Source organism: Pseudomonas sp. QC2, from assembly GCF_002859085.1.
Taxonomy (GTDB): domain Bacteria; phylum Pseudomonadota; class Gammaproteobacteria; order Pseudomonadales; family Pseudomonadaceae; genus Aquipseudomonas; species Aquipseudomonas petroselini.
The window spans coordinates 70,651-95,468 of the sequence record NZ_PKKS01000004.1; the positions used below are offsets into that span (position 1 = coordinate 70,651).

18 protein-coding genes and 1 other RNA gene are annotated in these 24,818 nt (G+C 51.8%); 9 read left to right on the forward strand and 10 right to left on the reverse strand.

What is annotated here, in order from left to right:
• The first annotated feature begins 72 nt into the window (after positions 1–72).
• The 5 genes from QCBJ_RS04185 (at position 73) to QCBJ_RS04205 (ending at position 7,018) form a co-directional block, all read left to right on the forward strand.
• Positions 73–1,767, forward strand: a complete 1,695-nt coding sequence (locus QCBJ_RS04185) for a lactate permease LctP family transporter (protein ID WP_015885938.1) — start codon at positions 73–75, stop codon at positions 1,765–1,767.
• A 69-nt stretch (positions 1,768–1,836) separates the two neighbouring features.
• Positions 1,837–4,647 (forward strand): FAD-binding and (Fe-S)-binding domain-containing protein, encoded by a 2,811-nt coding sequence (locus QCBJ_RS04190; RefSeq protein WP_102060185.1) that lies wholly within the window; start codon positions 1,837–1,839, stop codon positions 4,645–4,647.
• A 150-nt stretch (positions 4,648–4,797) separates the two neighbouring features.
• A complete protein-coding gene (locus tag QCBJ_RS04195; RefSeq protein WP_034107093.1) occupies positions 4,798–5,076 on the forward strand; it encodes a hypothetical protein in 279 nt (92 codons plus the stop codon).
• 104 nt (positions 5,077–5,180) lie between these two features.
• Positions 5,181–5,577, forward strand: a transfer-messenger RNA (tmRNA) gene (gene ssrA / locus QCBJ_RS04200).
• A 184-nt stretch (positions 5,578–5,761) separates the two neighbouring features.
• Positions 5,762–7,018: an integrase domain-containing protein gene (locus QCBJ_RS04205; RefSeq protein WP_102060186.1), complete on the forward strand. Its 1,257-nt coding sequence runs from the start codon at positions 5,762–5,764 to the stop codon at positions 7,016–7,018.
• A 370-nt stretch (positions 7,019–7,388) separates the two neighbouring features.
• Here QCBJ_RS04205 and QCBJ_RS04210 read toward each other — a convergent pair whose 3' ends face one another.
• The 3 genes from QCBJ_RS04210 to QCBJ_RS04215 all read right to left on the reverse strand — a co-directional run bounded on the left by QCBJ_RS04210 (position 7,389) and on the right by QCBJ_RS04215 (position 10,409).
• On the reverse strand, positions 7,389–9,233 hold the full coding sequence (locus tag QCBJ_RS04210; protein ID WP_102060187.1) for a DUF6119 family protein: 1,845 nt from the start codon (positions 9,231–9,233) through the stop codon (positions 7,389–7,391).
• Between the two features lie 601 nt (positions 9,234–9,834).
• Complete coding sequence (locus QCBJ_RS29995) at positions 9,835–10,086, reverse strand: hypothetical protein (protein WP_145994218.1); 252 nt, start codon at positions 10,084–10,086, stop codon at positions 9,835–9,837.
• Positions 10,083–10,409 (reverse strand): hypothetical protein, encoded by a 327-nt coding sequence (locus QCBJ_RS04215; protein ID WP_145994219.1) that lies wholly within the window; start codon positions 10,407–10,409, stop codon positions 10,083–10,085. The genes QCBJ_RS29995 and QCBJ_RS04215 overlap by 4 nt, the downstream gene beginning before the upstream one ends.
• Before the next feature lie 325 nt (positions 10,410–10,734).
• On the opposite strand from QCBJ_RS04215, the gene QCBJ_RS30300 reads away from it, so the two are divergent.
• The gene (locus tag QCBJ_RS30300; RefSeq protein WP_102060189.1) at positions 10,735–11,064 is read left to right on the forward strand and encodes a hypothetical protein; all 330 of its coding nucleotides are present in this window, start codon (positions 10,735–10,737) and stop codon (positions 11,062–11,064) included.
• 89 nt (positions 11,065–11,153) lie between these two features.
• Positions 11,154–12,122 carry a DUF932 domain-containing protein gene (locus QCBJ_RS04225; RefSeq protein ID WP_102060190.1) on the forward strand — a complete coding sequence of 323 codons (969 nt, stop codon included), beginning with the start codon at positions 11,154–11,156 and terminating at the stop codon, positions 12,120–12,122.
• A 250-nt stretch (positions 12,123–12,372) separates the two neighbouring features.
• Here QCBJ_RS04225 and QCBJ_RS04235 read toward each other — a convergent pair whose 3' ends face one another.
• Positions 12,373–12,702, reverse strand: a complete 330-nt coding sequence (locus QCBJ_RS04235) for a helix-turn-helix domain-containing protein (RefSeq protein WP_371916650.1) — start codon at positions 12,700–12,702, stop codon at positions 12,373–12,375.
• 161 nt (positions 12,703–12,863) lie between these two features.
• Between QCBJ_RS04235 and QCBJ_RS30000 the strand changes: the two genes are divergently transcribed.
• Positions 12,864–13,496 carry a hypothetical protein gene (locus tag QCBJ_RS30000; protein ID WP_145994220.1) on the forward strand — a complete coding sequence of 211 codons (633 nt, stop codon included), beginning with the start codon at positions 12,864–12,866 and terminating at the stop codon, positions 13,494–13,496.
• Positions 13,497–13,675: 179 nt separating this feature from the next.
• Here the strand turns inward: QCBJ_RS30000 and QCBJ_RS04240 are convergent, their stop codons facing one another.
• From QCBJ_RS04240 to QCBJ_RS04265, 6 genes are all read right to left on the reverse strand, one after another.
• Positions 13,676–14,389, reverse strand: coding sequence for a M48 family metallopeptidase (locus tag QCBJ_RS04240; RefSeq protein WP_102060192.1), 714 nt, complete (start codon positions 14,387–14,389; stop codon positions 13,676–13,678).
• The gene (locus tag QCBJ_RS04245) at positions 14,389–17,487 is read right to left on the reverse strand and encodes a type I restriction endonuclease subunit R (protein WP_102060193.1); all 3,099 of its coding nucleotides are present in this window, start codon (positions 17,485–17,487) and stop codon (positions 14,389–14,391) included. The genes QCBJ_RS04240 and QCBJ_RS04245 overlap by 1 nt, the downstream gene beginning before the upstream one ends.
• 420 nt (positions 17,488–17,907) lie before the next feature.
• Positions 17,908–19,212, reverse strand: a complete 1,305-nt coding sequence (locus QCBJ_RS04250; RefSeq protein WP_102060194.1) for a restriction endonuclease subunit S — start codon at positions 19,210–19,212, stop codon at positions 17,908–17,910.
• Entirely contained in the window at positions 19,209–21,623 is a 2,415-nt protein-coding gene (locus tag QCBJ_RS04255) for a type I restriction-modification system subunit M (RefSeq protein ID WP_102060195.1), read from the reverse strand. Before QCBJ_RS04255 ends, QCBJ_RS04250 begins: the two co-directional genes overlap by 4 nt.
• A 179-nt stretch (positions 21,624–21,802) precedes the next feature.
• On the reverse strand, positions 21,803–22,495 hold the full coding sequence (locus QCBJ_RS04260) for an inovirus Gp2 family protein (protein WP_256581455.1): 693 nt from the start codon (positions 22,493–22,495) through the stop codon (positions 21,803–21,805).
• A 386-nt stretch (positions 22,496–22,881) separates the two neighbouring features.
• Positions 22,882–23,070 carry an AlpA family transcriptional regulator gene (locus QCBJ_RS04265; RefSeq protein WP_102060197.1) on the reverse strand — a complete coding sequence of 63 codons (189 nt, stop codon included), beginning with the start codon at positions 23,068–23,070 and terminating at the stop codon, positions 22,882–22,884.
• 569 nt (positions 23,071–23,639) lie between these two features.
• On the opposite strand from QCBJ_RS04265, the gene QCBJ_RS04270 reads away from it, so the two are divergent.
• Positions 23,640–24,515 carry a hypothetical protein gene (locus QCBJ_RS04270; protein ID WP_102060198.1) on the forward strand — a complete coding sequence of 292 codons (876 nt, stop codon included), beginning with the start codon at positions 23,640–23,642 and terminating at the stop codon, positions 24,513–24,515.
• The last annotated feature ends 303 nt before the right edge of the window (positions 24,516–24,818 follow it).

Here is a 24,818-nt window from a genome sequence, read left to right on the forward strand (position 1 = left end):
CCACAGCGATTGTAAATTGGTATTACCAATTATCCAAGCTGACCAAACAACAACAATCAGGGGCCACCCCATATGCAAACCTGGCAACAGCTCTACAGCCCGCTCGGCAGCCTCGGCCTGTCCGCATTAGCGGCCGTCATTCCGATCGTATTCTTCTTCCTGGCCCTGGCCGTGTTTCGCCTCAAAGGCCACGTGGCCGGCAGCATCACCTTGGCGCTGTCGATCCTAGTGGCGATCTTTGCCTTTAAGATGCCGGTGGACATGGCACTGGCCGCCGCCGGTTATGGCTTTGCCTACGGCCTGTGGCCTATCGCGTGGATCATTGTCGCCGCGGTGTTCCTCTACAAACTCACGGTCAAGAGCGGCCAGTTCGAGATCATTCGCAGCTCGGTGCTGTCGATCACTGACGACCAGCGCCTGCAAGTGCTGCTGATCGGCTTCTGTTTCGGCGCCTTCCTGGAAGGTGCGGCCGGTTTCGGCGCCCCCGTGGCAATCACCGCCGCACTGCTGGTCGGCCTCGGTTTCAACCCGCTGTACGCCGCGGGTCTGTGCCTGATTGCCAACACCGCACCGGTGGCCTTTGGCGCATTGGGTATCCCGATCATCGTTGCGGGTCAAGTGACCGGCATTGATGCGTTCAAGATCGGCGCCATGACGGGCCGCCAACTGCCGCTGCTGTCGCTGTTCGTACCGTTCTGGCTGGTGTTCATGATGGACGGCCTGCGCGGCGTGCGTGAAACCTGGCCGGCGGCGCTGGTAGCGGGCTTGAGCTTTGCCATCACCCAGTACTTCACGTCCAACTTCATCGGCCCTGAACTGCCGGATATCACCTCGGCCCTTGCCAGCCTGATTTCCCTGACCCTGTTCCTGAAAGTGTGGCAACCCAAGCGCACCGCTGGCGCACAGATTGCCGGCGCCACTTCCAGCGCGGCAGTCACCGCCAGTGCCGGCGGTTTCGGCCTGCCACGCAACACGGTTGTCTCGCCCTACAGCCTGGTGCAGATTTTCAAGGCTTGGTCACCGTTCCTGATCCTTACCGTGCTGGTGACGATCTGGACGCTCAAACCGTTCAAGGCGATGTTCGCCGCCGGCGGCTCGATGTACAGCTGGGTGTTCAACTTCGCGATTCCGCACTTGGACCAAATGGTGATCAAGGTCGCACCCATCGTGACCAACCCCACCGCGATCCCGGCTGTGTTCAAGCTGGACCCGATTTCCGCGACCGGCACCGCGATTTTCTTCTCTGCATTGATCTCTATGCTGGTGCTTAAGATCAACATTAAAACTGGTCTTACCACTTTAAAAGAGACCTTCTATGAACTTCGCTGGCCCATCCTGTCCATTGGCATGGTGTTGGCGTTCGCATTCGTCACCAATTACTCCGGCATGTCGTCGACCATGGCGCTGGTATTGGCCGGCACCGGTGCAGCCTTCCCGTTCTTCTCGCCTTTCCTCGGGTGGCTGGGCGTTTTCCTGACAGGTTCTGATACCTCGTCCAACGCCCTGTTCAGCTCGCTGCAGGCCACCACCGCGCATCAGATCGGCGTGAACGACACGCTGCTGGTCGCGGCGAATACCAGCGGCGGCGTCACCGGCAAAATGATCTCGCCTCAATCGATCGCCGTGGCGTGCGCCGCCACTGGCTTGGTAGGCAAGGAATCCGACCTGTTCCGCTTTACCCTCAAGCACAGCCTGTTCTTTGCCACGATCGTCGGGCTGATCACCCTGGCCCAGGCCTACTGGTTCACCGGTATGCTGGTGCACTGAGACCTGCACGCAATAGGGTAAGAATCGACGCCGGATACGATTCCGGCGTCAGCTATTTCTGGAGGACCGATGAGCCTGCCTGCTGCTTTCCTGAGCGACGTCGCACACTTGATCCCGAAAGATCGGCGTTTCGACGACGCGCTTTCCACCCTCGCTTTCGGCACCGACGCCAGCTTTTACCGACTGATCCCACAGTTGGTGATCCGCGTGGAATCGGAGGACGAAGTCGTTACGCTGCTGCAACTCGCTCAGCGCGACCGCGTACCGGTAACCTTCCGCGCTGCGGGCACCAGCCTGTCCGGGCAAGCCATCAGCGATTCAGTGCTGATCGTACTGGGCGACAACTGGAACGGCCGCGAAATCCGTGGGCAAGGCACACAAATCCGCCTGCAGCCCGGTGTCATCGGCGCTCAGGCGAATGCGTGGCTGGCACCGTTCGGGCGCAAGATCGGGCCGGACCCGGCGTCGATCAACGCCTGCAAAATCGGCGGCATCGTCGCCAATAACGCCAGCGGCATGTGCTGCGGCACGGCGCAGAATACCTATAACACCTTGGCCGGGATTCGCCTCGTACTGGCTGACGGCAGTCGCGTGGACACCGAAGACGCGGCCAGCGTTAAGGCGTTTCGTGAACAGCACGGGCCGCTGCTTGAACGCCTGGCGACACTGGGCCGCGAAACCCGGGCGAATGCTGAGCTGGCGGCAAAAATACGCCACAAATACCGTCTGAAAAATACCACCGGCCTGTCACTCAACGCCTTGGTGGATTTTGATGAGCCACTGGATATCCTCAGCCACCTGCTAGTGGGCTCCGAGGGCACTCTTGGTTTTATCAGCGCGGTCACCTACGACACCGTGATCGATCACCCGAACAAAGCATCGGCGTTGATTGTGTTTCCGGACGTCGAGACCTGCTGCAACGCAGTGAGCGTCCTTAAAACCCAACCGGTCTCGGCCGTCGAGTTACTGGACCGTCGCAGCCTGCGCTCGGTACAGAACAAGCCGGGCATGCCCGCGTTCGTACAGCAGCTATCGGAAACTGCCTGCGCCCTGTTGATCGAATCCCGCGCGGCGTCGTCGCCCTTGCTGCATGAGCAACTGGCGCTGATCATGGCCTCCCTGGCCCAATTCCCGGTAGAGAAGCAGGTCGATTTCACCGAAGACCCCGTGGAAAACGCCCGCCTGTGGGCAATCCGCAAAGACACCTTCCCGGCCGTCGGTGCCGTGCGCAAAACCGGCACCACCGTGATCATCGAGGACGTGACCTTCCCGGTTGAGCAACTGGCAATCGGCGTCAACCGCTTGATCGAACTGTTCGACAAACATCACTACGACGAAGCGATACTTTTCGGACACGCACTGGAAGGCAATCTGCACTTCGTGTTCACTCAAGGCTTCAACAGCGCGGAAGAAGTCACACGCTACCAAGCGTTCATGGACGACGTGGCGCAATTGGTGGCGGTGGAGTTTGGGGGCTCGTTGAAAGCCGAACACGGCACCGGCCGCAATATGGCGCCGTTTGTCGAGCTGGAATGGGGCAGCGACGCCTATCAATTGATGTGGCAACTCAAGCGGCTACTCGACCCCAACGGCATCCTCAATCCGGACGTGGTGCTCAGCGAAGACCCACACATTCACCTCAAGCACCTCAAGCCGCTGCCCGCCGCCGATGAGCTTGTGGATAAGTGCATCGAATGCGGCTTCTGCGAGCCAGTGTGCCCGTCGAAAGGCCTGACCCTGAGCCCACGCCAACGCATCGTGATCTGGCGCGATATCCAGGCAAAAAAACGCGCCGGTGTCGACACCACTGAGCTGGAAGCCGCCTATCACTACCAGGGCATCGACACCTGCGCTGCCACCGGCCTGTGCGCCCAACGCTGCCCCGTGGGAATCAATACCGGCGACCTGGTGAAAAAACTGCGCAGCCGCGACGCCGACCGTACGAAAACGGCCGAATGGCTCGCCACTCATTTCGCCACTGCACTGCAAGGCGCGCGCTTTACGCTGCATGTGGCCAATGGCGCGCGCATGCTGCTGGGCGCGCCTCGCCTGGCGAAGCTGTCGGCCAGCGTGACCAAGCTGTCCAAGGGACAGATTCCGCAATGGACCCCTGCCATGCCGCAGCCGGAAAAAGCCATTCGCTTCAGCCCGGCCGTGACGGACGAGCGGCCACGTGTGGTCTACCTGGCCGCCTGCGTGTCACGCACCATGGGCCCGGCGGCGGGGGATAAGGAACAGATGTCGCTGTATGACAAAACCCGCAATCTGTTGGAAAAAGCCGGTTACCAAGTCGTGTTTCCCGACAATCAGGACAGCCTGTGCTGCGGCCAGCCTTTCGCCTCCAAAGGCTATGCCGAACAGGCCGAACACAAGCGCCAGGAACTGATCGGCGCGCTGCTGCACGCCAGCCGTGGAGGGCTCGATCCGATCTACTGCGACACCAGCCCCTGCACCCTGCGCCTGGTACAGGACCTGGGCGAAACCCGCCTGGATCTTTACGACCCCGTGCGTTTTATCCGCACCCACCTGATGGATCGCCTCGACTTCACGCCCCAGGAAGCGCCGATCGCCGTGCACGTCACCTGCAGCACCCAGCACCTGGGCGAAAGCCAGGCCCTGATCGACCTGGCCCGACGCTGCTCCAACACCGTGGTCATCCCGGAGGGCATTCATTGCTGCGGTTTTGCCGGCGACAAAGGCTTCACCACGCCGGAGCTCAACGCCCACTCACTGCGCACGCTCAAGGACGCGGTGCAATATTGCAGCGAAGGCATCTCCACCAGCCGCACCTGCGAGATCGGCCTGAGCCAGCATGGCGGCATTGATTATCACGGCTTGGTCTACCTGGTGGACCGTGTCACCCAGGCCCGCGCACACTGATCCAGCAAAAATGATCCTGCAAAAAAACAGAACCCCTGCGCGCCGGCGCAGTCATCTGCATAGGCCTCGACAAACGAGGCTCATCCGTGATGTCGCTGGCAGCCGTTCAACGCCAGCAGCGTCGAGCCCCTTTGCGCAAGGAGATACCCTATGAAGCGTTCCGCTCTTGCTGGCTTGTTCGTTACCGCTGCGATGTTGGCTTCGCCTGTGTTCGCTGCGGGCGAGCCCGATCTGTGCAAAATCAATCTGGACAAAATCAACAACGGTAAAGCGCTGCTCGCCACTGACACCAGCGGTAAAAGCGGCGAGATCGACACCGCCGTCTCCCAGGCCAAAGCGGCCCACGCCGCAGGCGATGACAAAAAGTGCATCGAGATCACCTCGAAGGCACTGCAAGACCTGCAGAACAGCGAAAAAGGCGGTCAATAGGCTGCTCCGTCGCGGAAGGCAAACCTTCGGGTTGGCCTTCCGTGACCGTTTGGCGTACACTGCACAGGCTTGTCACTCACTAAGAAACAACGAGTTACAAGCACGGGGCCGTTTAGGATTCGACGCCGGTCGCGAAACTTTAGGTGCATGCCGAGTTGGTAACAGAACTCGTAAATCCACTGTTGCAACTTCTTATAGTTGCCAATGACGAAAACTACGGCCAGGAATTCGCTCTCGCTGCGTAAGCAGCCTTAGCCCTGAGCTTCTGGTACCTTCGGGTCCAGCAATCACCAGGGGATGTCTGTAAACCCAAAGTGATTGTCATATAGAACAGAATCGCCGTGCAGTACGTTGTGGACGAAGCGGCTAAAACTTACACAACTCGCCCAAAGCACCCTGCCCTTCGGGTCGCTGAGGGTTAACTTAATAGAAACGGCTACGCATGTAGTACCGACAGCGGAGTACTGGCGGACGGGGGTTCAAATCCCCCCGGCTCCACCACTTCAACATCTAAAGACGTCCACGGACGTCTTTTTTTGTGCCTGAAATCCAGTGAATACAAGGGCTTAGCGTCCTAGAGCATCCATCAACGCCCGAGACCATCTACGATTTCGTGTATTCCAAGTGGTATTCCAGGCTCTCACCTGCTATTTTTTGGAATACATAAATAGCACTGGAATACACCATGGGGGCCCAAGCCACGCGCCTTTCAGACCTAAAAGTGAAAGCCGCAAAAGCCAAGGAAAAGGACTATATCCTCACGGATGGCAATGGCCTTCAGATGCGAGTGAGAATTAATGGCTCTAAGCTGTGGAATTTCAACTACATCCATCCCGAGACGAAAAAGCGGATAAATATGGGATTGGGTACCTTTCCTGAGATCAGCCTGGCTCAAGCACGCAAGAGAACGGTGGAAGCGAGAGAGCTCGTTGCCCAAGGGCTGGACCCTAAAGAGAAGCGCGACGCCGAGCGGCACGCAAAAAAAGCAGCAACGGAACACACCTTCGAAAATATCTCGACAGAGTGGTTCAAGCTCAAAAAGGATTCAGTCACTCCAGCTTATGCCGAGGATATTTGGCGCTCCCTCACGCTGCACGTTTTCCCTAACCTGGGCACGACCCCAATATCAGCTATCAGCGCTCCTAAGGTCATCACTTTACTTCGCCCCCTTGAAACGAAGGGCAGTCTCGAAACTGTTAAACGCTTAACCCAGCGACTCAATGAAATCATGACCTACGGTGTCAACTCGGGATTGATTCACGCGAACCCGCTGACCGGAATCCGTTCTGTCTTCAAAAAACCCAAAAAGACAAACATGGCGGCCCTTGCGCCCGATGAGCTGAAGGAGCTCATGGTGACAGTTGCCAACGCCAGCATCAAAAGAACTACGCGCTGCCTGATTGAGTGGCAACTTCACACCATGACTCGGCCAGCCGAGGCGGCCACATCGCGCTGGGATGATATCGACTTCGAGAAGAAGATCTGGACGATACCGGCTGAGCGCATGAAGAAACGTCGAATACACATTATTCCGCTCACAGAGCAGGCTTTGGCGATTCTAGAAGTTATGAAACCCTACAGTGGGTATCGAGAGTACGTGTTCCCGGCAGACCGAGATCCTCGCACCCACTGCAACAGCCAGACCGCCAACATGGCCCTAAAGCGAATGGGCTTCGAAGGGCGCCTGGTAAGTCATGGCATGCGATCAATGGCTAGTACCATCCTCAACGAGCATGGCTGGGACCCGGAGTTGATCGAGGTAGCACTTGCCCACGTCGATAAAGATGAGGTGCGTAGTGCTTATAACCGAGCGGAGTACATCGACCGCAGACGCCCAATGATGGCCTGGTGGAGTGACCATATCCAGGAAGCTGCTACCGGAAACCTGTCGGTGTCAGCTATCCGAGAAAATAGAGATAAAAAAGTTGTTGCGATACGATGACCCCACGGCGACTTCCAACACAGAGATGCCGTTGGCCAAAGGCAGCAATCAGAAGTGGACAATCGAGTGTTAGCTATCACTGCGTAAATTCACAAGCCATGACCCACCCGCGCGCATGATCACCTACACCCTCTGCTCCAGCGGTGATCTGCGCCTTTCCATCCTAAGAGCCGAAATCTGGTGCGCTTCGATATTTGCTTGAGAAAGCTCGAACTAGTAGGCGAATAAACCCAGAGGTCACTGATATCTCCTTGCGGGGCTACCTACGATTCGTACTTCTGTACCAAACAAGCCGAACATCGGCTTTGAGCACTTTAAACCGAGGCTCGTAATCCAGCCATCCAGAACCAGAGCCCACGACGTTATTAATTTATCTAGGCGTTGGGGCGATTCCGCTTGATTTCGCTCCACTTCTAATTCTGCCTGATGGATTTTTAGTACTTTTTCCTGCTGTGCCTTTTTTAACTTTGGTTTTAACAGTACTCGTCGCTTTCTTTTTAAGCTTCTTTGTTGCTTCCTTCTGAGCAACCTTAATACGGTATGCTGCAGATTCAGGGATGTGCAGGAGTTTAATCCCGTATCCGTATGAAGTTATAGTTTTCCCGCAATTTTGAAGCGTTACTTTGCTAAAGAATGGGATATCTAGACATATGGAGTTTTCGCCATCAACTATTGCATATACGATGTCATTTCCTTTAGCTTCAAACTTCTCTGACAGTGCAGGAAAGCCTTGTTTTGCTAGCTGCTTATTTACATCCCTAACGAATTCAGACTCACGAACTAAAAGCGTAGAAGCAACTAAGCCTTGCGCAAATAAATGACTAAGATTAGAAGAGCCTCGTCCTCTCTTTACGTGGATAAACTCCCCTCTTTCGCCATCACCTTGCTTTTTATAAATATCACATACCTCAATCTTGTCATAGCTACCGCCAAATCTAATTAGCTGCCGATCAAGCATCGCATGAGTGGAAGACGCCTGAGCACATACGTACTCATTGTATTCTCCTTCACCGGAGTGATCGTATTCCACAAAAGGGACAGCGAAAATTTTCTTATCAAGATTAGAGTAGTACTTCTCAACAGATGCTTGGAAAGAGGCTTCTACGCCAAACCAGCTTCCAGCATGCAAGATAAATAACTTAGCCTTATGCTTTATCTCAGCATATATGCACTTGAAGGCACTAAATCTCGCAGGTACCCGCCCATCAGTGTAAATCATATAAATATCACGACGTTTAACAGTATCTAACGTCGCATCACGTCGAAAAGTGTCGAGAAAATTTTCAAGATCCAAAATTTCCTGTATATCCGAGCCCTCGGCTTCTGCCCGATAGGAAAATCCGGCCACGTTACTCCAGTCAATAATATCGGGAATTGCAAGCCACATATTGCTTTTTTCGGAAGATCTCAGCGCACTCCAAAGTTGCGCCTCCAGTTCTTCAATAACATTTTTGTCCTTTACAGGAAGTAGATTCTCGACCCACGAGAACTCGCTATTATGACCATCGAGACTTCGGGCCAAATAATCCTTCGAAGCAGATCTATCTAGTACCGCCGTAAAAAACTTTTCTAGCCCTGCTAGTTCAGCAGGAACTGAAGCCTTAAAGGAGTCTATACCCGCGATCAATGGCCCAAGAACATCAGAGTATTCAGGCTTTGTAAAGCCTACCAACCCCCTCAGCAGATCCTGCTCAGCATTAATCATGTAATCAGAGACTGAGGATGCCTTTATAGTTTGCGTCCGGCTTATTCTTGGCGACGCATCAAAAGTCTGCCGATCAATTGACGCAATTCTGTCTGGCGAAACGCTATTTAGCACAACCCTTATGCCGAATCTATCTTCAATCAACCGCGGCTCAATCATGTGCCGCCCATGTCCAAAGGCGACCGCAAACTGTCTTGAATTATGAGTAACTATGAGAAGAGCAGATACGCTTTTATTTGTCCAACTCTTAGTCTTTACGCTCTCATTCAACCCTTGGGCAATGAACTCAAGCCAATCAGGTGTAGTTTCAAGTATCGGCTTCCGAATGAAGAGAGTACCGTAAATCCCTTCGGGGCCGAGGGGGTGCTTTTCCGTCTGAATTTTCTGGGGTTTACCGCCTGCTCCTATTGGGCTAGCAATTACGTCTCTATCGCCCCACAGGATTCCATTGTTTTCTTTCAGCAAATAGACGTTTAGCGGTATCTTTTTCCCGTTCCCTTTTATGCTCATCGCTCCTCCTAAGCGCAGCGATAGTCGCTGCTTGGCAAACACACGCTAAAGGTAGCCCATTGCCACCCACTGCAGAGTACCCCAGGCCTCTGCCGTTTGCTAATGACTCCAAAAGGCGAACAGGCTCTGCTAACTCGGAACTCCTAGAATCTCCGCATGCGACCAACCTCAGTCCCTTGTACGCTCGACTGCAAGATGCTCCTACTCAGCAGTTACATGAAGCCGCTCGGTGTGATCGGACAGTAGTGCGTGCTCTCCTCTCCGAGACTGCGCACATGCAGGCTGCATTGCTATGTGTATCGACTGCAGGAGCCTATGAAGTATGTTTCGCGTTGGCAAATCCGGTGCAGGACGCTCGTAGTAAAATGCTTGTTTCCAAGAAGGACTGAAAATCTGCATATCTGATGGCGTACGTCAGGACGCCTGGAAAGCATCAGTGAATGTCCATCCTGGGCACTAGCGGCCAGTTCACCACTATCCGCTTCTGGCGGAAAACTGCCGTTGTGAACGGCAGCCATTGGCAGATGGCAAATATTCAGGTCAGACAAGCAAAAGGGGCGAAGTCAAACTCCTTGTTCGAGTTGATGATGTTAGCGCATGGTTAACTACACCATTCAGCATCAAGCAGCACAAGCTTGTCATTTTGGCGCGTAAAGAACACACGGAAGCTATCTATCCTAGTCACATATATTTCTTCGCTTACACCACGCGCACGCTGAACGTTTCCACCTCTTTCCAAGTCTGGTGGATTTAGGTTTTCTAAAGTGGAAATCATTTTTTTGACGGAAAAGCGAATGTGGTTTTCTGGTCGCTCTGCCTTTTCCTGGAATTCTTTCGACACAAGTACTTTCATTTGATCCCCATTCTCTTAAGGAGTTCTTTTGCATCCATCAGCATTGCTTGTTCGGGGTTCTTGCGTATATGACTCGCGGCACCTTCGAGTTGAGCCTTCCGAATGTAAGCTATGCAATGCGCCGCATCACCGAATTTGGATACATCCTCATCAAATCCTATGCAATACCATTGGAATCCTAAAAGCATTACTGCGGCAACGATTAACGCCCAGAACGCAGATGCTGTATATATCAACGTCCAGTCTAGCTGCCCCTGGGGCATTATTTGGGTAGCTAAGATACTAGATAGTAATCCGATAAAAATGGTAAGTAACAAATTCATTGAGGCTCTTGTTCTGGGCTCGATTAGCCAAGCTTTCCAGTGCATCAAAAAACTCCATTATTTTTTGTCGTTGAGCTGGCTATCACTGATGCGCGTCGATGTTCAATGATTCGGTTATGAGCAGGGTAGTTGTATCAAACACTGACCGCAATGGCCATGACTCACCTCTTAGGCAAAACACACATCTTGTAGATGAGCTCCGTGCAAGGGCAGCCTCCCTGGTAGCTGCGCTGAGTCGTTTACTGCCGTACCGGACGCATATTTGATTCGAAAAAATCTCAACCACACATCACTGCTTTGACATCCCACCATGGAGCTTCGAACCATGTCACTGCATTGCCCGCGCTGTCACTCCCCCAAAGTTGCTTCTTTCCATCACGCAATGAAAATTGGCGCAGCCATTGGCACCCTCGGCGGCGCTGCTCGTGGCGCCAGCGCAGCACTTGCTGGCTGTCAGGCAGGGGCGCTAATCGGCGCTGTCGCCGGGCCTGTCGGCATCACCCTCGGCTCGGTATCAGGCGCAATCCTCGGTGGCCTAGCTGGCAGTGCCAGCGGCTGTGCGCTCGGCGCTCAACTGGGTGACTCGCTAGATCGTTACGTACTCGCCCACAACCTCTGCTTGCTCTGCGATCACCGCTTCAACCTACCAGCCTAAACTATTTCACCTCACTCATTAATCACGTTCGGAAAGTGCTGCGCGATGCGCAGCATTTATGCCGGCTTGCACCCTAAGGAATCGTCAACATGGCTCATCAAATCGAACACATGGCTTACACCGGCACGACTCCCTGGCATGGCCTGGGCAGTCGTCTCACCGAAAAACAACCGCTGGAAGTCTGGCAACGTGAAGCCGGGATGGATTGGAAGATTCAGGAAAGTCCGGTTCACTTCAAATCGGATGCTATTGGCCATATGGGCAGCATTCACTCCTTCCCGGAACAGAAGGTGCTGTTTCGTTCTGACACCAAAGCCCCACTGTCCGTCGTGTCACAGCGTTACCAAGTGGTCCAGCCCCGTGAGGTGCTGGAGTTTTACCGAGATCTGAGCGAGCGCTCAGGCTATGAGCTGGAAACCGCTGGAGTGCTGAAAGGTGGCCGCAAGCTCTGGGCGCTGGCGCGCACCGGGCAATCGACAGCGCTCAAAGGCAATGACGTGGTGAATGGCTACTTGCTGCTGGCCACCTCCTGCGACGGCACACTCGCCACCACCGCAACGCCGACCACCATTCGCGTGGTTTGCAACAACACACTGACGATTGCCATCAATGGCGCCAGCCAGGCGATCAAGGTGCCACACAGCACGCGCTTCGATCCTCGCACCGTCAAACAGCAACTGGGTATTACCGTCTCGCAATGGGACGACTTCATGTACCGCATGCGCACACTCGCTGCCCGCCCCGTAAAAGACCATGAGGCCAAGGCATATCTGCGCAGTGTGTTGTGTGAGGCACAGACCGGTAAGACTGAGCATACGGGTCTCTCAAATGAGCGCGCCTTAAACAAAGTGCTGAGCATGTATGAAGGGCACGGCCGAGGCGCCGATCTGGAAGCGGCCAAGGGCACCGCCTGGGGTTTGCTCAACTCAGTCACCGAGTACGTCGATCATGAGCGCCGGGCACGCAGCAATGAGTACCGCATGGACACGGCTTGGTTTGGCCAAGGTGCTGTCATCAAACAACGGGCACTCGACGCAGCTCTTCGATTGGTAGCCTAACGCTGTTCTCCACCACCGCTGCTTGAGCACTCTAAGCTCAAGCAGCTTGATTCCTGAAGGAAATCGCGATGAACGTAATACGCTTTATCGGTCTACTTTTTGTGTTTTTCGGAATACTGGCCAGCTGTGTATTGGCCGTTTTGCTTGTGTTCATATTGGCGCGCTTTTGGCCATTGCTGATCGCTGTAGTGCTCTCTTGCCTGATATTTGAACTCATCACTAAGAAGGCCGAGGCAAGGCACATGCAAAATTAGTTTGAAGGCCCAGCGACAAGCAGCTCATCAAGCTTACTCATCAGCTCCACGCGCCCGAGCGTATCAAGCTTATGAAATTTGGCGAGCAACTCAGCCTCATCATCCTCAACGGCATAAAAAAATGCTGCCGGTACGTTGAGCACCTTGCTCAAACGCTCGACAAAATCAGGAGCTGGAACCCGCTTTCCCAGCTCATAGCGGTTCATGCGAGTACTCGCAGACATCTCATCCAGCCCTGCGTCCAACCCCAATCGCTCTTGCGATAAGCCCGCCTGCACGCGCGCCTGTTTTATGCGCTTTCCCAAGACTGACATGCACACGCCCATTTACCAAAAAAGGCATCGTGATTGCTTGTCTATCGCCCGATACTACCGTTTTGGTAGTATCGAGAAGAGCTACGCACCCAGCGAGTCTCTGAGACAACGCAGCTCCCTCGGAGATGCATCAAGACTTCGCTGATTTTTACTTCTAATACAAAGGCACCTCCATGAAACGCTCTACACTTGCCCTACTCCCTTTTTTGATGATCCTTGGCAGCGCGGCACAGGCACAAGACGATGTGGCAGCATGTACTCTAATTCGAATAGACCAGTACTACGGGCTTAAAGAGTGGGATTGCCGTGTTCCAAATACCCCGGTCCGGATTAGTAACATCTACACGGACAAAGAGGGGCAAAAGCGTGTTGAGAGCATCAGCAGCCAACAAAACGCGATGTGCGACGATCAAGGAATCTGCTCGAATAGTGGAAGTTTTGCTGGCAATGCACCTGGGGGGAGCTATCACTACACATTCGGGTGGTATTTGGGAACCGACACCAACGGAAATCCTGTTTCTTACAAAAACGGAATCGGGCCTGGGTTTGGAGGCAAATATTTTAATACTCCTACAAAATCAGCCCCCGCTGAGCCATCCACCTCTCTACCTGAAGTGGTGTGCATGCCGACTGCGACATTTAACTGCTCGATTGATGGTAAAGAGATAGAAGATAAAGATTTACCGAAGTATCTGCCGGTCGTAGAGGAACAAGGCGTAAAGAAAGCGGGTGGTAGCTGCGAAAGCGTGCCGCTTTGTTTCGACAAGGGCATGATACTCTTGGGATTGAACAAAAAATTCTTTTAGCCCCTTAACTCACCACTTATTAGTATTATTATTAATCAAGCTGCTGCGTCTTTCGCCCCCCTGACCAACTAGACCGATACAATTTCAAAGACTGAAACTATCTAATCACAGGTGGAAAAATTGAGTAGGAAGCGAAAAATCTTCCTACTCTCTCTATCAAACTTTATTTTTAGTAGCTATTAATACGCCCACTTGTCGTAAACCAAAGGAGAGGAATTCAGCAGGGCCCTACTCTCTCGCCAGCGTGGCAAATACCCATCGATCAGTTTTGAAAATCGGTGATTATGATGCCGCTCCAGCAAATGAACCAATTCATGTACTAGTATAAACTCTAAACACTCAGGAGACTTTTTAGAGAGCTCGAGGTTTAACCAGATGCGCTTAGCTTGAGTATTGCAGCTACCCCACTTAGTTTTCATCTTTTTCACACCCCAGAAACTAGGAACCACTCCCAATTTCTCCTGCCAGCCTCCGATCAACACCTGCACTCGCTCTTTAAGCTGGCAGCGGTACCACTCGTTGAGTATTCGGATACGAGATTCCAAGCCTGCTTCCGGACGTATGAAAAATCGTATTCTAGTCTTACTCAGTTTAATTTCCGTTTTACCTGCACGTTCAATTACGTCCAACCGGTAGCGGCGCCCCCATAGATAATGGGTTTCACCAGAGACCATCTTACGCTCAGTCTGCCGAGGTTGCGTGGTGAAGTCCCTCTGCTGCCTACGAATCCAGGCTAGTCGGTGGATCACTGCAGTACGTAAGGCCGTATCGGATAGATGCTCAGGCGCTGAGACACGCACCCTGCCCTCTGGCGGCAAAACACTAATATGCAGGTTCTTGATCGCCTTACGATGGAGTTCAACCACAAGGCTACCGATCTGAACCACTTCCATCAGCGGTAATCCTTTTGAGCCTTGATCAGCTCCATGAGATTAGGAATATCAACGTTATAACCTGCACTTTCCTCACGGACCGCATTGGTCAGTTCTCGCTCTTTAAATCGGTCACCGACCCAATCAGCTTTCTTGGTATGTCGTACGGCGGTATCTATACGAGTAGCTAGCACCTCATCCCGGCCAAGGTTGTCATACAGTGCACGCTTTGCCGACGTATCAATTGAACCTGGATACCGATGTTGTCTGTTATTTCCAGGATTTATCACCTTGCGCGCTAAGTCTCGAATTTGCTCCAGATAATCTTGATAATTCAATGCCTTCTGCCTACGCAACTCGATCAACTCATCAAGCAAAACAGACATTTGCCCATAGTACTTGGGGTTAACTGGGTTTTCATCAATGATGGTTTTACGTACGTTATTTTCGATGGTTTCGGCCATGGCATCGGGATCTCTACTCAGTTCTTCAGAGACATCCTCCAAAGCAGCAGCGCCCTTCTCCACCACCAATTCAATCAACCCTAACTCTTCAAAGTCCATCAGTATTTCACTATCATCCGCCCTGACATACATATCCATCAGCTTACGCATCGCTGGTTCGTATCGCTTCATCTCAACCAAATCACCACTGGCGAGCTTCACTTCATCACGAACCCTTTCAAAATGGATTACATCAGCACGGATTGCATCTTCTTGGGCCTGATTGTAACCAGCCTCAAACATCTCGTTGGCTAGATTGGCCCAGGCACGTAATAGCTTTGCCACGAACTGATAAAGCGCCAGTCGCAAGGCCTCCTTCTCAGGCAGGTCGTCTTTGTTCTCTCCAGAAACACCGCAAAAATAGTGTCTGTAATCCTGTATGTTGCGCGGCGCCATTACCGGCTCACAGAGTGCGCGTACGGCCTCTAGGGCGTTATCCAGATCCTCCCGCCCCTGAACCAAGCGATCTTTCAACAGCCCGGCGACATCCTCCTTGTCATACTGGTCAAAAGCGCCGGCGGTGTAGTCAGTAATGGCCTTATCCAGGGAGCGAAACAGATCCTTGTAGTCGATGATGTAACCGTACTCCTTGTCATCACCATCCAGGCGATTGACCCGGCAAATTGCCTGGAACAGGCTGTGATCGGTCATCTGCTTATCAATGTACAAGTAGGTGGCCGGCGGCGCATCAAAACCCGTAAGCAACTTGTCGACCACGATCAGCAGGCGCATTTGTCCTGGTTCATTAATGAAGCGCTGTTTGACTTGCTTTTCGAACTCTTCAACGCGTTTGGCTGCTTGCTCGGCGGGTTGGTCAAAGTAGTTCGCCAACATGCGCCGGTAGATCTCGTATTTGGCCAGTTTTTCTGTCAACCCTTCGCCAGTCTCTTCCCCCTTGATCTCGGAGGCTATCGGCTTGTAGCTTGTGACAATGGCGCACTTTCCAGCAAGGTCTGTCTCACTGAACAACTCATAGACCTTGCACGCCTGATAAACGCTGGCACACACCAAAATGGCGTTACCCCGGCCATCCATAAGGCGCGGCCGTGTATCCATATCAAGCATGATGTCGTTGACGATCTGCTCCAGCCTCGACTTGCTTGACAACAGTTTCTGCATCGAGCCCCATTTCTGCTTGAGCTGTGTTTTGCCAAGGTTCGACAGGCCTCGTGTCTTGGCCTCAAACCACTCATCCACCTTCTTCTGTGAAGTCACACGCTGGTCGATATCCCGCGCCTCATAGCGCAAATCAAGCACCACTCCATCGGCCACCGCTTCGTCGAATTTGTAGGTATGAATGAAGGGGCCAAAAATCTCGATCGACTTTTTCTTGTCCTTCTTCATCAACGGTGTGCCAGTGAAACCGATAAACATGGCTTCCGGCAAAATTTCCTTCATCGCCTCGTGCAGCTTTCCGGACTGAGTACGATGGCATTCGTCAACGAACACATAAAGATCGCCTTTGACACGAAAGTCTTTAGGCAAGCTGTTACGCAGCTCCTCAATAAAAGCGTTGGCCGAGTCTTCTCTCTCGGACTCGTCCTGGCGACCAAACTTGTGCACCAACGAACACACCAGCCAAGGTACGGGCGTATTCAGCGTATCGAGCAGATCAGCACCGCTTTTGCTACGCAGTATTTCCTCGTCAACACCATAGAAAACCTTCTCAATTTGCTCATCCAACTCAGTACGATCGGTGATAATCAGCACGCGTGAATTCTGAATATTTTCCCGAATCCACTTGGCCAGCCAGACCATGGTCAAGCTCTTGCCGGAGCCCTGAGTGTGCCAAATGATCCCGCCCTCACGTCGAGTTAAAAATGGCTTGCTCGCCTCGATACCGAAAAATTGGTTATGCCGGCAGGTCTTCTTGGTACCGGCATCAAACACAATGAAATCATGGATAATCTGTAGAAAGCGCTGTTTACTGCACATGCAAGCTAGGTGGTCATCGAGCAAGTAACCGGAAGACTCTGTCGTGGGTGACTCTTTCCATTCCAGGTAGTATTTTTCTGGCGTTTCGATAGAGCCGTAGCGCAGCCCTTGAGTGTCGTTTCCAGCCATAACCAGCTGCTGGGTGCTGAAGAAATTGCGTATGAAGTCTTTCTTCTGATTGTCCAGGTTCTGCCTGATACCTTCGGAGACTGAGACTGAGGAGCGCTTCAGCTCAATCACACCTAGAGCAATGCCATTCACATAAAGCACAATGTCCGGGCGCTTCTTATTCTCGCCCTTGATCGATACTTCTTCAGCGATAGCGAAGTAATTAGCCTCGGGATTTTGCCAGTCAATCAACCAAACAGTTTTGTTCTGCTCACCAGCTCCTTCTTTATCTTTCACGCCATAGCGCAATAGCTGATAAACCGCCTTGTTAGCGTCATACAGATTCTTGCCTTCACCCAACGCAGCGGCCACATCCAGCTGACGCAAAACACGTATAATCAATGCGTCGCTAATGCCGCGCTCCTGTAACCATCGACTCAGCAGACCTGACTCAATATTGCGGTTACCTTCACGCGTATGCCAGTCTCCAAGATGGTGCCAGCCGAGTTGGTCCTGGAAAAAACGGGCGACACGTTGCTGAGTGACGCGTTCACGCTGGCCTACATTACTCATGCAAGATTTCCTTACAAAATCCGATTCCTACACTTTAGTAGATGAAGAGCTGCTGCCTAAGTCAGCTACAACTAGCCATCACGTTCAAAGGTCACTCTAAAACGCCCAGAAAATTAGGCCAACGCGGCAGTATAAAGTCTCTGGGGTAAAAGCCTGCTGGCCAATGTTGGTAGATGATCTCACAGCCCGCCCAGTAGGGTGATCAGCAAAATCGCACGCAAAAAAATTTACTAGCTCCATAGCTCGACATGATGATCCAGTAGCCCGCAGAAATCGCTCAAGTCTTCTGCCTACCGGGTCATCTTTGCCCATTTCTAGTCAAAGCCACGCTGGTAGCTGCCCAGCGTCAGCAATCAGCAATCAGCAATCAGCAACTGATCGAATCTCTACGCCTTAACACAGACGGGATAACTGCCTTCCTCATGCCAACCTATTCCTGCCGGTCAGCAATTCATACATCATTCCTTGTTTAATGTCGCGGGTTTTAATGAGACGAAGTTCAAGAGATTGGATTTCTGCCTCAATATCCGAAAGTACATTCGCGATTGCTACCTGCTCATCAGGCAACGGTAGCGCGAGCATCAGCCCCATTAAATCACGCGTATAAATAGCTGCGACACTTGTTGTGCCCGTGGCAATACTCGCCAAAGCACTAATAAAAAATTCCGTATTTAACAACGCATTCATAAATTCACCACTTGAAACCACGGACGAATCAAAGCAAATCCGCATCAAGTTAGAATTAAAATACGCCCGCGGCAACTCACCTCTCCAAATAGCAACCTTCCCAACCAACTCCAAAGTATTTCTAGTATTAAAAATCACATCTCCAGAGCGCAAACGATCCCTTTCAGCAACCGCCCCAACAACATACTCCAACTTATCAAGAACAATTCTCCCCCTTCCCAAATTACCCATTTTTATTAATGGTTTTTGGTTTTCCGACTCATTGTTAGCATAATTCCCACCAAGCTGTGTAGAAGACACACAATCCTTAAATGATTTAATTACCCAATCTTCTGGGATTCTCCCCAACTCCGTTTGTCTCATCTCTTTGGGTCGACCGTTGGAGTAGTTAGCGAATTGCGGCAACCGTGTGCGACCGGTAAGCAGTTGCTGCACGGTGGCAGTTTTGATGGCCTGTTTTTTGGTGATCAGGCTTTCTAAGCTACTGATCAGGGAATCAACATCGGACAGAGCATTAGCAATGGCAACTTGTTCTTCAGGATCGACAGGAACATGAATAATTTTTTCTAAAATATCCCCCCTAGACAGTCCAGGTATCAAACCTGTAGCTGCACCACTGAAAAAATCTCGCTTGCTTGATATTAATTGATAAACAAACCGAGCGTCCCAGCTACGCACACGAACAGCCATAAGCTGCCGACTTATGCAATATTTCTTATCCGCCAGCGCTAAAGAACCAACACCCGATCCTTTTACCGTAACAAGAATATCGCCCTCATCACAAATAGCACTCGGTCGAGTCGTATACTTAGTCAACTGTATTACGCCATCCGGGAAATCAGCAGGCCCCGTCAAGTATGGCGTGCCAACACCCTGATTATTGCAATAGCAGGCCATCACGTGATGACCTGAAATCAAGTCAACGAACTTGCCTAACTGAACGTATTGCCAACCACTCAAACACTGCAACTCTTCGTTTGATTGTTTATCCACAGAGTACTGGGGACTAGCTTTTACATCTTCATCCCGTTTGCTCATACCTCCAATCCCATTGCACGAAGATGCCCAACAACCCGCTTACTCAGACTTTCGACATCGGCAGTCAGCTCCGGCAAGGCACTCGCATAACGCTGCTCTAACTCACGCACACGATTGGCCAGTTGCTGGGTAACCCGCTCGATCTCGGCCTCGATACCAGCCTGCAGGCTGGCTAGCCATTTATCCTCGATCAACAAGGCTTGGATATCGCACGGAATGAGCGCTGAATATTGGCGAAACACGCACTTATCCAGAGCATCTGTCTCGACTTTAAGGGCACTCTTTGCGTCAGCCTCAGCATCGAATAGCTTCTTCACTTGCTTGAGCACTGCAACTTCATCCGGGTCTGTGGCCAACCTCTGCCGTGCGCTCACGCTTGATTTAGTGATCCGGTCCTTATCGTTGAGCGCCTCATTGAGCACCCCCTCATCACCGCAGTGTTCTTCAACGAAGCTTTCCAGTTCCTGGCTCGCGCTGTCGTAATCAGCTTGCAGTTGGCGGATACGCGCCACCTTTTGCGGGAAGAAGCGCATGCTGATCAGAGCAGGTGGTATCAGCTCAGCCTTGTACTTACTCTTGCCGATGATTAGATCCGGCGCTTCCTTAAGTTTTTCGCCCTTCTTGACTACTAACTCACGCAAAATCTTGCCGGCAGACCAATCGTCCTGCACCAGCACGTAGACATCGTCCTGCATCGTCTCGGCCCAGTAGTCCATGAGAATTTGGTAAATGTCGTATTTGCTCAAAAGCGGGATTGCACTGTAACGCTCCAGCAAGTCCTCAGAGATGCGATGGATTACGGTCTTGGGTTTATCTCCAAGTCGGATACTACGTAGATTGCTGCTGACCCTCCAACTCTGGAAGGGCGCAAGGCTACGCTTGGCAAAAGTGGAGAACTCAGGATGGGCAAGAATGGTGCTCTTGACCTGATTGGCGTCCACCAAAGCATCGCAATAACCAGGACGCCCGGGTTTGAACAGAGCCTCACGGAGGCTGGGGAACACCTGCCAGTAATGCTCCAGAGCATCGACATCAGCACTGGGAATACCACCATATAGGTGGGCAGAGAGATCATGTAGGTCTTCCGGCTCGCTAGCGTCGATATAACGGGGGATGTTCAGGTTGTAGTCCTGACCGGCAATCTCGGCGAGCGGCACCATGCGGCTGTAACGCGAAACTTGCAGCTGCTTGGTGAACACATCGACAACTTTGTGAATGTCCTGATCGCGCAGACGGTTCTTGTTGCCGTCCTTCTTAAAGCCCTTGCTGGCATCAATCATAAAGATCCCAGTGGATTGCTTAGCCTGCTCCTTGTCCATCACGATGATGCACGCGGGGATTCCTGTACCGTAGAAAAGGTTGGGCGGCAGGCCGATGATGCCCGTGATGTAACCTTGCTTGACTAGGTTCTCACGAATTCGTGCCTCAGCATTGCCACGGAATAGCACGCCGTGGGGTAAAATCACCGCCCCCTTGCCGGTACTTTTCAAAGATTTGAGGATATGTAACAGGAAGGCGTAGTCGCCGTTTTTCTCAGGAGGTATACCCCAGTTGAAGCGACCAAACAGATCCTCTGTAGGGTTTATGCCGTTTGTCCAGTTTTTGTTGGAGAAAGGCGGGTTAGCCACCGCAAAATCAAATAGTTTGAGCTGGCCTATTGGGTCCTTCCAGTGCGGATCTGACAGGGTATTACCTTTCCAGATTTTGCCGGTAGCATTGTTGTGCAAAATCATGTTCATGCGCGCCAAGGCCGCGGTGGCGTTATCCATCTCCTGACCGAAAATCGACAGACCACGAGGCGCTTCATCACTAGCTTTAAGCAGTAGCGAGCCCGACCCACAAGCCGGGTCATAGACGCTGGCGTCTTGCGGCGTGTCATGACTAATACCGATCACTTTGGCAACAATCTGAGAAACCTCCGAAGGAGTGTAGAACTGGCCCTTGCTCTTGCCCGATTCGGTCGCGAAGTGTCGCATCAGATATTCGTATGCGTCACCCAGCAGATCGTCACCGTCGGCGCGATTGCTGGACATGTCGAGCCCTTCGAAAATGCCGACTAGCTTAGAAAGCCTATCGATCATTTCCTTATCTTTGCCGAGTTTGTCTTCATCGTTGAAGTCGGCGACATCGATCACTCCCTTGAGGTCGTTCTCCTCGGCAAGTCGACCAATGATGGTGTTGATGTCTTCGCCGATATTCTTGCTGCCCTTTAGCTCCACCATGTCATCAAAGCTAGCCCCCTCCGGCACCAAGATCATGCCATAAGGGTCACCTTTGAATTTGTCGGACACGTATTTCATGAACAGCAGGGTCAGGACGTAATCCTTGTACTGGGAAGCATCCATACCGCCGCGTAATTCGTCGCAACTGGCCCAAAGGGATGAATAGAGAGCAGTTTTCTTGATGGCCATGGGATTCCGTGTTCAGGGCAGCAACCAAAGCAACCGTTGCCTTGGCGCGATGATTCAGTGTTTTATCGTCACCAATTATCACATCTTGCATGGCATAAGACGATCAACGATCTACAGCAGTACCCCTTGGATCGCCAGTCGAATGGATACGGCACCACGACTGAAAAACTCCGTGGTACTCATCCATTGCTACAACCAAATCCATGCTGACCGCATCCGAACACCTTTGTAACTGACTTACAGAGATAGCTGGAGCGGCGGAAAAGAGCAGGAAGCACACTCTCATCTGAAGGAGCATTTCGATCCATTCGATAGGTTGCATTCACTGGCACCTCGACTAACCCATCAACTTGATCGACCGGTAACCGCAACGCGCTCGCCCAGGCCTCGTTCATACGGCGGAAAATATTTGTCTTCTCAGAATGGATACGACCAACCGAGTAAAAAGCGTCGCGATTGAGCAAAATCAGAAGGTGGTAATGAGGTAGACCGCGCTGCCCCTGCTCCCTTGTCCAGACATATCGAACCTTAGACGGATGCGCGCGCCTGCTGTGCTCTCTAGCCTTTTCGCGGTTGTACTGAATTTTTGCTTTAAATGAAGCGATGAACCTGCTGATCAATACATTGGTGAAGACGTGGTCGTCCAACTCGGTGCTAGAAGGAAGACGCAGGTCAACCCTGAACGCTAGCACCCTAGGATATTGCTCTATCGCAAGGTCGATAGTGCGCTTCAAATCAATCAGATATTCACGGATAAAGGGACCCTTCTCGACCATTACTGGTAGTCCCTCGAAGGTGTCAGCGTGAAACTGATGAAGGTTTTTGTTACCGGGATGGCGAAGCATGGCTACTACTCTTTGGTTGAGATTCATAACCTCCGCACCTTGAGTAGTTTTTAACCGTTACCTTTGGCAATGCCCTTACGCCACCATGGTTGGTTAACCCGTGGAGGTGAGCATCAGCATGGTTGCTTAAAGCATATTACCCGCACCGAGAAAGACGGCTCCAAGAACCACGGAGGTAAATCGTTGGCCCTACCAGCTGAGCTTCCTATTTTTTATAATTTTTTACTCTGGCAAAAAATTATCGAATTAAGAAATCGCGCTGCTACCGAAATGAGTCAGCGCTGACAGCGCTAGAAAGCAAAGCCGCCGATTCCCTATCAAGACGTCAGCACCGTACCGGCATAAAGGCCATGATCGGATCCACTCCGATCATGGCCTTTATGTGGGTTCTCCCACTCCGCTAACGCGACAGTTCATTCGGCTAGGTCGCGTTCCTCGATCCTGGCCAAGATCCATTCGTGCACTTCTCCTTCGACCCAACCAACGCAACGCTCCCCCAGCGAGACTGATTTGGGGAAAGTACCTTCGTCGATGTATTTATAGATGGTAGACCGGGCCAGGCCGGTCGAATTGATGACGTCTTTCAGGCGGATGATTCTCATGAACGGGATCCTCTTGTTCGCTCAGAGGATTGGCAAGAGCAGTAATAAAAAACGCGCCTTGACGGTGGCTCATCAGTGCTGCTTGAAGCTTGGTCACTCACACATGGTTCGCGCGAATAAACCAACAGGTGACCGTCACTCCGCACTCCATCCTTGACCATCTGAAGTGATAAACCTTGAATTTTACAGAGCGTAGGTACCCACCCTCACCAATCAAGCAGGCGCAAAAAAACGAAATGGTCCCTGCCACGATGATTAACCTGGGCTGGTCGTCCTGATACGGCATGAACGCTCACAACCCAGGGCCAAAAAAAGCCTAAACCCTTAATAATCTGAAGAAACCTAGAAAAACGGCTTCACCATAGGGTATTGAATTCAATAAAACGCTGTAAATAGCCAATAAAACCTATCAATTTTATAAAAAATAATTCCTAGAATCACAATAGAATTAACATAGTATTTAGTTAGAATATCTATAGAATCTTCATAAAACCGGATTAGAATAAAATTGATCATCGAGCCGTGATGGCGATAAATTTACGAATTTCTTAACTTAAAGGAGATAACCGATGGCTGTTCGCGCTGAAGACGAGGAGGTCGACGAGTTGAGCAGGCTGCTCCAAGACCGTCGTCACGATCATCGCAGCGACATCTGGCTGTGGCTCTGGCTGTATCAATACAAAGAAGCCGACTTCGATACCGCCACTTGCAACGGCAGTGCGATGAGAGAAACCCTCTCCCATTTTCTAAGAAGAAAAACCAGCCTTCTAGAAAGGATTAACTCGGAGAAAGATCGGTTCTTGGTTCCAAACGAATATCTGAAATGGATTGAGGGGCATGAGCGACAATTTCTATGGCTCCTTCCTCGCATTGAAGCCATCACCGATTTACGGCCTCCTCACGGATTGCCTCGGGGCCTGGTTCACCTCACCGGAAAAAATCTTCTCATCGGCATGCTTGACCTATGGGATATCGATATCGCCAAAAAAGTGGACGAAATCGATCACCTACGCCTCGATTGGTTAGAACACAGGGCGCAAGACCGTGATTTCGAGTGGTTTGAGGACAAAAAAGAAGGCACCAAACGATGCAGGTGTGCATGGGAATGGCTAGAAAAGAACGACAAATCTATATTTAGGGGACGTCAAGCGATCGGCAACCATAACGAGCTGCTCATATACTTCGACAAAGCTGCTCATGGTCACAACGAACGGAAAGCCATCGTTCAGAAAATCAAGAATCGATGGAATCGTAAGCAGTTCAATGAGCGTGCAGGGGATAAGAAGCAGTGCAACGTCATGCTGTCGAGAAAAGTCATCCTGCAGTTGGATGAGCTAACCGAAAAGCACAATCTGAAACGAGCACAAGTATTAGAGCTCTTAATCACAGCAGAAGCGGATGCAGGGGAGTACCTAGCCGAAATCGGAAATCCGTCGATTTCATAATCCCTGAGGGGCCAGGCATTCTGCCAAACTTCTTGAATAGGTATTCCAAATAGTATTCCAAGAAAAAAATCTAAACGTAAATTTCTTTATAATTCAGCATATTGAGAAACCTGTTCAGATTACCCCGGCCCAATTCGAAGCATCGACAAAACCCGCCTTGCGCGGGTTTTGTTGTTTCTGAGGTTTGGAAAGCCCGACAGGACGGACCTTCAGAATTTTCCTTCAAGCTATCGCGCCCTTGATGAACTGGCGCAACCCACGCCACAACGCTAACTTCCTCCCGTCGCTCCTCATCAGCGACCG

What these genes read in the sequence shown, in the direction of transcription:
- QCBJ_RS04185 (WP_015885938.1), top strand. Translation starts at nt 73, where the DNA reads ATGCAAACCTGGCAACAGCTCTACAGCCCGCTCGGCAGCCTCGGCCTG.
- QCBJ_RS04190 (WP_102060185.1), top strand. Translation starts at nt 1,837, where the DNA reads ATGAGCCTGCCTGCTGCTTTCCTGAGCGACGTCGCACACTTGATCCCG.
- QCBJ_RS04195 (WP_034107093.1), top strand. Translation starts at nt 4,798, where the DNA reads ATGAAGCGTTCCGCTCTTGCTGGCTTGTTCGTTACCGCTGCGATGTTG.
- QCBJ_RS04205 (WP_102060186.1), top strand. Translation starts at nt 5,762, where the DNA reads ATGGGGGCCCAAGCCACGCGCCTTTCAGACCTAAAAGTGAAAGCCGCA.
- QCBJ_RS04210 (WP_102060187.1), bottom strand. Translation starts at nt 9,233, where the DNA reads ATGAGCATAAAAGGGAACGGGAAAAAGATACCGCTAAACGTCTATTTG.
- QCBJ_RS29995 (WP_145994218.1), bottom strand. Translation starts at nt 10,086, where the DNA reads ATGAAAGTACTTGTGTCGAAAGAATTCCAGGAAAAGGCAGAGCGACCA.
- QCBJ_RS04215 (WP_145994219.1), bottom strand. Translation starts at nt 10,409, where the DNA reads ATGAATTTGTTACTTACCATTTTTATCGGATTACTATCTAGTATCTTA.
- QCBJ_RS30300 (WP_102060189.1), top strand. Translation starts at nt 10,735, where the DNA reads ATGTCACTGCATTGCCCGCGCTGTCACTCCCCCAAAGTTGCTTCTTTC.
- QCBJ_RS04225 (WP_102060190.1), top strand. Translation starts at nt 11,154, where the DNA reads ATGGCTCATCAAATCGAACACATGGCTTACACCGGCACGACTCCCTGG.
- QCBJ_RS04235 (WP_371916650.1), bottom strand. Translation starts at nt 12,702, where the DNA reads ATGGGCGTGTGCATGTCAGTCTTGGGAAAGCGCATAAAACAGGCGCGC.
- QCBJ_RS30000 (WP_145994220.1), top strand. Translation starts at nt 12,864, where the DNA reads ATGAAACGCTCTACACTTGCCCTACTCCCTTTTTTGATGATCCTTGGC.
- QCBJ_RS04240 (WP_102060192.1), bottom strand. Translation starts at nt 14,389, where the DNA reads ATGGAAGTGGTTCAGATCGGTAGCCTTGTGGTTGAACTCCATCGTAAG.
- QCBJ_RS04245 (WP_102060193.1), bottom strand. Translation starts at nt 17,487, where the DNA reads ATGAGTAATGTAGGCCAGCGTGAACGCGTCACTCAGCAACGTGTCGCC.
- QCBJ_RS04250 (WP_102060194.1), bottom strand. Translation starts at nt 19,212, where the DNA reads ATGAGCAAACGGGATGAAGATGTAAAAGCTAGTCCCCAGTACTCTGTG.
- QCBJ_RS04255 (WP_102060195.1), bottom strand. Translation starts at nt 21,623, where the DNA reads ATGGCCATCAAGAAAACTGCTCTCTATTCATCCCTTTGGGCCAGTTGC.
- QCBJ_RS04260 (WP_256581455.1), bottom strand. Translation starts at nt 22,495, where the DNA reads ATGAATCTCAACCAAAGAGTAGTAGCCATGCTTCGCCATCCCGGTAAC.
- QCBJ_RS04265 (WP_102060197.1), bottom strand. Translation starts at nt 23,070, where the DNA reads ATGAGAATCATCCGCCTGAAAGACGTCATCAATTCGACCGGCCTGGCC.
- QCBJ_RS04270 (WP_102060198.1), top strand. Translation starts at nt 23,640, where the DNA reads ATGGCTGTTCGCGCTGAAGACGAGGAGGTCGACGAGTTGAGCAGGCTG.